Source organism: Candidatus Laterigemmans baculatus, assembly GCF_010367455.1.
GTDB classification, from domain to species: domain Bacteria; phylum Planctomycetota; class Planctomycetia; order Pirellulales; family Pirellulaceae; genus Laterigemmans; species Laterigemmans baculatus.
Genome location: NZ_WRPR01000095.1, coordinates 1 through 7979, shown reverse-complemented (window position 1 = coordinate 7979; position 7979 = coordinate 1). Strand labels below are relative to the sequence as shown.

General features: G+C 57.4%; 5 protein-coding genes. All 5 read left to right on the top strand.

Translation table 11 applies throughout. The annotated features are described in order from the left end of the window. The first annotated feature begins 138 nt into the window (after nt 1–138). The 5 genes from GNK13_RS17340 to GNK13_RS17320 all read left to right on the top strand — a co-directional run bounded on the left by GNK13_RS17340 (nt 139) and on the right by GNK13_RS17320 (nt 7775). A complete protein-coding gene (locus tag GNK13_RS17340; RefSeq protein WP_164102798.1) occupies nt 139–684 on the top strand; it encodes a hypothetical protein in 546 nt (181 codons plus the stop codon). Nucleotides 685–2260: 1576 nt separating this feature from the next. Continuing rightward, the gene (locus tag GNK13_RS17335) at nt 2261–2761 is read left to right on the top strand and encodes a hypothetical protein (RefSeq protein ID WP_164103818.1); all 501 of its coding nucleotides are present in this window, start codon (nt 2261–2263) and stop codon (nt 2759–2761) included. Between the two features lie 1227 nt (nt 2762–3988). Then, nucleotides 3989–4441 carry an outer membrane protein assembly factor BamE gene (locus tag GNK13_RS17330; RefSeq protein ID WP_164103817.1) on the top strand — a complete coding sequence of 151 codons (453 nt, stop codon included), beginning with the start codon at nt 3989–3991 and terminating at the stop codon, nt 4439–4441. Between the two features lie 1260 nt (nt 4442–5701). Then, complete coding sequence (locus tag GNK13_RS17325; RefSeq protein ID WP_164103816.1) at nt 5702–5944, top strand: hypothetical protein; 243 nt, start codon at nt 5702–5704, stop codon at nt 5942–5944. A gap of 1381 nt (nt 5945–7325) precedes the next feature. Next, nucleotides 7326–7775 (top strand): hypothetical protein, encoded by a 450-nt coding sequence (locus GNK13_RS17320; RefSeq protein ID WP_203329119.1) that lies wholly within the window; start codon nt 7326–7328, stop codon nt 7773–7775. Nucleotides 7776–7979: the final 204 nt, after the last annotated feature.

Below are 7979 nucleotides of genomic sequence, written 5' to 3'. Positions count from 1 at the left end.
CGCCGGCTCATCGATCTGCCGGCTCCGCAAAAACTCCGCGAACCATCGGATGTACGGGAGCGGCGGATGCCCGTGTTTTCGAAGCTGTCTTTGTAGGCCGCCGCCCCGTAATCCGTGCCGTTACCCCACTTAAATCAAATGCGCTGGGATGATTCCATATTCTCCGGAACACACGGCAAATGGACTTGGATCGTCGTGCGCCAAATGATCCGCGACCTTCCCGCTCTGACGCGGGAACACCACGCCGGCCAACGCCTCTGCATCACTGCGTTTGACTCTGGGCCAATCACTCCAAGTGCCGATGAACTATCGCTCGGATGGACGCTGGTGGGCGATGTCATGGTTAGTCCACCACTAACGCCGCAACTACAAATTCCGTTCGACACACACGACGAATGGTACGTGTTTCGATCACTGCCCGACTCACTGACCGTCACGGATCGCTACGTCAACTATTGCGGCTTCAACCTAGCCGATCCGCACACGATGGCTGGATCGCAAGACGCTTCGTGGGATCGAACGAACTACGATTGGCTCATCCCGATCCAACGACGATTCTGGGCTGACATCGAGCGCCTTGATCCGTCATCATATGTGTGTAGTGGTGACGCCGACACCGTCGTGACCCGTGATCAAGAATTTGCTGCGCGGTTTCTCGACATCGCTCGCGCAATCGCGGGGTAACAATCCAATGCACCCGAGCGGCGAAGTCGGGCGTTTTCAAGTGGACAATCTCTCGTCGCCGCCGGGTGATTGGTGACGTTCGCGGAGTCGACCACATACCACCCTCGCGGCGACTGAGTGGATTCTTTCCCACTCACGTCATAAATGGTGCGCTCGAATTGTTGATGCCAACCGCTCGGTGACACGATCGGTTTGATGCGCTCGATCCACGACTTTCGTTCTGCCGTAAGTTCGATCTCGCAACAGGTGCACGCGATTTGACTGTGCCCCCGGAATCGCGGGTTTTTGCGATTGACCTCCGGTCCCCCCATTCGTGATTCGATTGGCTCGGTTCGTTCGGCTACTCTGGGTTGCTTAACGCCAGGTGCGCGTGAAAACTGGTGCGCTCGAAGATTGGCTCGGCCGTTGCTCGTTGGTACACTTTGTGGTCCCGACTCGCCGACCTATCGAGCTGCCGGCTTGACAAAAACTCCGCGAACAATGCGTCGAACCCGAGCGGCGGATGAGGCGGTTTTTGAAGAATGTCCACTCGGCCGCCGCCGGGTTAACGCGGACGTTCGCGGACTCGACCACCTTGCCGTTCACGCGGCGTCTGATCGGTCCTTTTCCTCTCACATTACAGATGGTGCGCTCGAATCACTGATGCGTGCCGCTCGGTGACGCCAGCGGTTCTCGATCCACGACTTTCGTTCTGCCGTAAGTTCCATCCCGTAACAGGTGCACGCTATTCGACTGTGCCCCCGGAATCGCGGGTTTCTGAATTTGACCGCCGGTCCCCAATTCGTGATTGGCTCGGTTCACGCGGCTACTACGGATTGTCCAACGCCAAGTGCGATTGAGAACTGGTGCGATCGAAGATTGGCTCGGCCATGGCTCACTGCTACACTTTGTGGACTTGACTCGTCGCACCATCCAACTTCCGGCTGCACAGAAAATCCGCGAACCATCGGATGTACGGGAGCGGCGGGTGCCCGTGTTTTCGAAGCTGTCTTTGTGGGCCGCCGCCCCGTAATCCGTGCCGTTATGGCAATCACCGACGCTATCCGTTCTCTGCCTGCCGTGGTGCGCTCGAATCAGCCCCTATGCACAGTGAACCGCCACCCGCATTAGATTCTGACTGTCGATTGGGGCGCCACTAACTTCCGTGCTCGAGGATTTGACGTCATCGCGATCCGAGGGTTCAATCGGAGAGCAGAGGTGCGCGTGAAGTTCAATCGCATTGAAGGGTCGTGGGGCCGACAACGTTTATGAAGCTCTTCGCTCACGCGATACCGTCGTTGACTGTCTGGCGTTCGATGATCACTGAACCTGGTTCGCCGGGTTTGGCCCGAAGAGTGATACGTGAGTTCCGGCTTTCACGATTGATGCCAGAGAACCGGCTGATTCAGGCATGCTGACGCCGAGTCGATCGGTTACACTTGATTACCACGGTGCTACATCTGCGATCCTGGCTCGCCGGGCACTGCTGCGGAGCCATAACAACGCGTCGAACCCGAGCGGCGGATGGGGCACTTACTGAAGACTATCCACTCGGCCGCCGCCGGGTTAACGCCACCGTTCTGTCCATGAGTGATTGATGGGTCGCGGCTACACGCAATTCTCGTTTCCTGACACCGAGGCGGAGGACGAATATGCGCTGTACTCTGCATTTCTGAACTACAGGATGCCAGACGGCAAGCTGCTTCACGTGCGTCAAACCGAGTGCTGGTGCCCGAAATGCAATCGAATTGCCATGGCAGAACGTGTCGAGACACTCGCTGAGCTGGAAGATGAAATTGAACGATTGCGTAATCCCGACGAAGACGAGTCACGGATGATCAAATTCATCGGGAAACCAATCAGTGAACGAATTGCGGAATTGGAATTGCGAACCAAATGGCGACGCAATCGCATTTCACCAGCCAAATGCCTACATTGCGGGTCGACACAGGTAATTCCGATCCCACGCAAAGACGAGTTCAAGCATCCCAAAACCGGCGAACGTGTTGTGGTTGTTAGCCGTGGCTTCATGTCAACTGACCAGTGGCATGCCGAGTACACACCCGAAGGTGATGTCGTATCCTCATCGTACAGATAGGACAGAACAATGCCGTGCACACGGAGCCGCCGACCGCGCGGTTTGCCGATAGAGAGCGTTTCTCCGGCGGCCCGGTGACGGCTGGCGTTATGGCAATCGCCGACTCCACACGTTCTCCGACTGCTGAGGTGCGCACGAGCCAGCCGCTACGCACAACGGAACGCCAGGCCGATACAATTTGCTTTTACCTTTCGGGGTGCCACGAACTGCGGCGCTCGAGGATTTGACGTCATCGCGATCCGAGGGTTCCACCGGGGAGCAGGTGCGCGTGACGGTCAACCGCATTGGAGAGTCGTGGGGCCGACAGCGTTTATGAAGTTCTTCGCTCATGCGACAGCGTCGTTAACTGTCTGGCCTTGGGTGATCGATGAACGTGGGTCGCGGGGCTTGACCCGAAGAGTGATACGTGAGTTCCGACTTCCATGGTTGACGCTGGAGAGATCGCTGGTTCAGACATGCTGACGCCCAGTCGATCGGTTACACTGGATTGCCGTGGCGCGACCTCTGCGGCCCTGGCACGCCGGGCACCGCTACGGAGCCATAACAACGCGTCGAACCCGAGCGGCGGATGCGGCGTTTCCCGAAAACTGTCTACTCGGCCGCCGCCGGGTTAACGCCACCGTTCGCCGACTTAGAATAGCTGAGAGTATAGTCAACTCCATGAGTGAACAAGTAAAGCCGCTTCAGTCCCAGTCAGGACACCGTCTTAGGATCTCTCTCACTTCGGTGTTTTGCTTACTTTTGATCGCCGTCCTAGTGATTACCAATCTTGTGACAGGATGGCGGTTGTTGCGGATCCAACGGGAACTGAGTGCATATCGTCCGCTTCCCCCAAAAGAGGTTGCGCGGCAGTTCGAAGAGAACACTACACTCGGCCGGATTTCGACCAAAGTCGTAGACGTCCGGTATTCGGCTGATAAGGATGCTTACCGCGTGGCATTTTCTTGGCGTGATACAAAAGCTGCCGAGACATGGTATTCTGAGGTAGATTTGGCTTCGAATGGCTACGGGTTATATGGCGGCGTAATCAGATCCGACGCCTTCGTTCAGCCACTCGAGAGGGAGTCGTACTCCGTAGCGGTGCAGACGCCCTCGCCTCTATCCGATTGAACCCGGGCCCTCGGCGAACAACGCGTTTGACACGGAGCGGCGGATGACGCGTATCATGAGTACTACCCGACCGGCCGCCGCCCGGTCAACGCCACCGTTCGTCGACTAACCCGAATTATGCAGACATTTGAGATCAAACCAAAAGTTGGTGTCGGCCCGATTCGATTCGGGATGACACGAGAAGAAGTTCGCAAGCAGTTCGGTTCTCCAGAAGAGGGCGATCAAGACCGCGAATGGTATCTAGACGACATGGCCATTGACTTTGATGCTTCTGGGCGGGTGACATTCATCGAACTGGCTGAGTCCGAGAATTTCCGGGCGATTCTGGACGACAAGTGTCTGCACGAATTGGCCGCAGAAGATGCAGTGGCGCACGTGCAGCGGATCGCCGAATATGATCCAAATGCGCCCGAGGTCGGATACGCCTACGTTTTCCCCGCGCTGCAGCTCAGCCTCTGGCGTCCTGTCCTCCCAGAGAATGATCAGGATCCCGATGACCCTACTGGACGCCATTTTGAAGCCGTTGGGGTTGCGGCTGACAACTACTTCCCCGTTACCAGTTCGCAGTGAACGACGAACAACGCGATGAACGCGAGCCGTAATGACCGGATTGCTCGCTTCGCTCGATATCCTTTTCCACGGCCGCGTTATCGCGGACGTTATGGCAATCACCGACGCCATACGTTTCCCCTCTGCTAAACCGCACTCGGATCGCTGGCCGCACTCATGAAAGCGGATTCCCGCCTCCAGGGTTCAATCGCCCATGGCGGACTGCATTGGTGCGCGTGAGGGTCGGCCACATTGGAGAGTCGTCAGTCCGACTGCGTTTATGATGCTCTTCGCTCATGCGACAACCTCGTTAACTGTCTGGCCTCGGGTGATTATTGAACTCGGTTCGCGGGGCTTGGCCCGAAGAGTGATTCGCGAGCTTCGACTTCAATGGTTGACGCCGGAGAAATTGTTGACTCGACATGCTGACGCCGAGCCGATCGGCTAAACTGGATTGCTGTGGCGCGGCCTCTGCGGTCCTGGCTCGCTGGGCAACGCTACGGAGCCATAACAACGCGTCGAACCCGAGCGGCGGATGAGGCGTTTCCTGAAGACTATCCGCTCGGCCGCCGCCGGGTTAACGCACCCGTTCGCCAATGCTTTCACCAAGGGAATCTCTAATGAAACGGAATTTAATCGCTCTCGCTTCGGTCGCACTCGTCTGCATCTCGAGCCTACTCCTGGCATCCGAAAATCGCAGATCAGAGGATATCTCGCTCGCACTAGCCGTGGAAGAATTTAATATCAGTACTCTTCGCCAGCGTGAGGAGGCGGGGCAACCACCGTTAACGGAAGATGAGGTGATTGCCGCAATTCGATTGTGGCACCTAACCGATAAAACTGAGCTACCTACGGAGGTTCGGGACCGAGTCCGAGAGATTGCAGAGTCGCGGGTGGTACCTCCCAACGCAGTTCTAGGCCGAGTCGCGGGTTCCTACGAGCACGGATACCATTTTTACGTGTACCGCGTAATTCTGAATATCGTTGGGCCTGGAGAACAGCCTCCGGTAAATGTTGTGATTCGAGATCGGCTTATATCCTCACGAAGAATCAGGCCGGAAGAGCAACGGGAGCTCGACCGAAGGTTCTCTGCAAGGACGCGCAGCCAAAGCCCGTGAGCGGCGAACCATGCGATTGACGTGAGCCGCCGATGGCCGCTCGCTTAGACAACATCCACATTGCGGCGGCCACGTCATCGCCGCCGTTCCGAAGGCGCAAGAATAGCTACAGGGGGGAATGCGATGTTTCGCGTCCCCCCATCGTCCGTATGGAATAGAAACAATGCTCACACACATCGATGAGACGAGGAAGGCTTGGCTCAAGCAGATCGCGCGTAAGATCTTTATCGTCGTGGCACTGATTGCGATCGCGGGCGCGATTGACTTGGTGCCCGGGAAGATTGCAGAACTGTCTGTGTGGCTTGGAGCGGGCCTTTTTCTTCTGGCCGCTGTATCGCCGCCGTGGTTGCTTGAGCGGGTGGCGGGGCAGCCGATAACGCGTAACGGCGCTGAAGGCAACACTTGACGAATCGTCGGTTCGTGCCGCTTTGCCACAGCACCGACTCAGGCCACGTCCCCCGAATAGCGGAACCAAGCCATTCACACGGAGCACTCGAAATCGCGGTTTCGCGGTGGTTGCTTTTCCGCTCGTGCCCGGTGATGGCTGGCCGTTCGTCGTCCTCGTCTTTCGCAAATTGATCGTTCGGCCAACAACGCTTTCCTTCGCTGACAGCGACTAGCTCGCGTGCTGCCCCGGAACGACCCCGTGCTGCTATTGCCTGTCTCTTGGGGGCCTCATCGGCCATGGCGTCCTTTGTCGCTCCCCTCCGCCGCGAGGCCTGGGGCAATCAGAAAATTGATCGCCGCTGCTGGGCCGGATACGCTGTTGGCAAATCGTGGGGCCGCCAAACACGTTCACCTTCGGTAGCCGACGAACCATTCGATAAACGCGAGCCGCCACGGTCGTCTCGCCGCGGGTAAAAACTTACAGGTGGCGGCCGCGTTATCGTGACTGTTCGTCGTCCTCCTCCTTCGCAAATTGATCGTTCGGCCCGGCACGCTTTCCTTCGCTGACAGCGAATAGCTCGCGTGCTGCCCTGGGACGACCCGGTGCTGCTATTTCCTGTCTCTTGGGCGGCCTGATGGCCGATGCGTCCTTTGCCGCTCCCCTTCGCCGCGAGGCCTGGGGCAATCAGGAAATTGATCGCCGCTGCTGGAGCGGATACGCTGTTGGTGAGTCGTGGGGCCGCCAAACACGCTCACCTTCGGTAGCCGACGAACCATTCGATAAACGCGAGCCGCCACGGTCGTCTCGCCGCGGGTAAAAACTTACAGGTGGCGGCCGCGTTATCGTGACCGTTATGGCAATCACCGACGCTATCCATTCTCCGCCTGCCGTGGTGCGCTCGAATCAGCCCCTATGTACATCGAACCGCCACCCGCATTAGTTTCTGACTGTCGTTTGGGGTGCCACTAACTTCCGTGCTCGAGGATTTGACACCATCGCGATTCGAGGGTTCAATCGGGGAGCAGGTGCGCGTGAAGGTCAATCGCATTGGAGAATCGTGGGGCCGACAACGTTTATGAAGCTCTTCGCTCATGCGACGCCGTCGTTGACTGCCTGGCGTTCGATGATCACTGAACCTGGTTCGCGGGGCTTGGCCCGAAGAGTGACACGTGAGTTCCGGCTTTCACGATTGATGCCAGAGAACCGGCTGATTCAGACATGCTGACGCCGAGTCGATCGGTTACACTTGATTACCACGGTGTTACATCTGCGATCCTGGCTCGCCGGGCACTGCTGCGGAGCCATAACAACGCGTCGAATCCGAGCGGCGGATGGGGCACTTACTGAAGACTATCCACTCGGCCGCCGCCGGGTTGACGCGGACGTTATCGCACCAGCTATGTCGTCTGTGAAATTCAAAACTAGCTCGAGCGACGGAAAACTGTTCCACGCAGTTGGAATATCGGCCGTCGCCACCTTGATGCTCGCGGTACTTGCGATGTCGCGCAGCGAGGCCGGCTTATGGCTCTGGCTTCCACTTCCATTTGTAGTCGGCGGTTGGGTTCAGTACTTCTACACCAAAAAGTATCCACGCGTATGGACAATTCAGATCACAGACGACTCGTTGCGGTATCTTATGGGTGGGCAATTAGTGGAAGAGCTTCAACGTTCACACGTGATCAAGGTTCGGCGTGACCATGGAGAGCATTGGTGGTCGCGACAAGAGTTCCCCTCGGTAAAACTCGATCTGCGCAACGGACAGGTGCATCACGTCTCGGGATTTCGCTTGGCCTTCAATGATCAAGAACGCTTTGTGGATTCTCTGCGGAAAATGTGGTCCTTACCATGATCACGCGTTGAGGGAATAAACCGGGGCGATAACCATTCCATCCACCGGAGCGGCGGCAGAGCATTTTTCCCAGCGGTTGCCATTCCCGTCGCCGCCCGGTGATGGCCGCCGTTATGCCAACGGTGCAGTCCGGATCTTTCGACCAACCGGACAACGAATGCTAGGCAACAACAATCCTTATTCGCCGACCACCAAAGGTCACCT

Excerpts from the sequence above, each read along its gene's own strand:
- GNK13_RS17340 (WP_164102798.1), top strand. The coding sequence starts at position 139 with ATGCGCTGGGATGATTCCATATTCTCCGGAACACACGGCAAATGGACT.
- GNK13_RS17335 (WP_164103818.1), top strand. The coding sequence starts at position 2,261 with ATGGGTCGCGGCTACACGCAATTCTCGTTTCCTGACACCGAGGCGGAG.
- GNK13_RS17330 (WP_164103817.1), top strand. The coding sequence starts at position 3,989 with ATGCAGACATTTGAGATCAAACCAAAAGTTGGTGTCGGCCCGATTCGA.
- GNK13_RS17325 (WP_164103816.1), top strand. The coding sequence starts at position 5,702 with ATGCTCACACACATCGATGAGACGAGGAAGGCTTGGCTCAAGCAGATC.
- GNK13_RS17320 (WP_203329119.1), top strand. The coding sequence starts at position 7,326 with ATGTCGTCTGTGAAATTCAAAACTAGCTCGAGCGACGGAAAACTGTTC.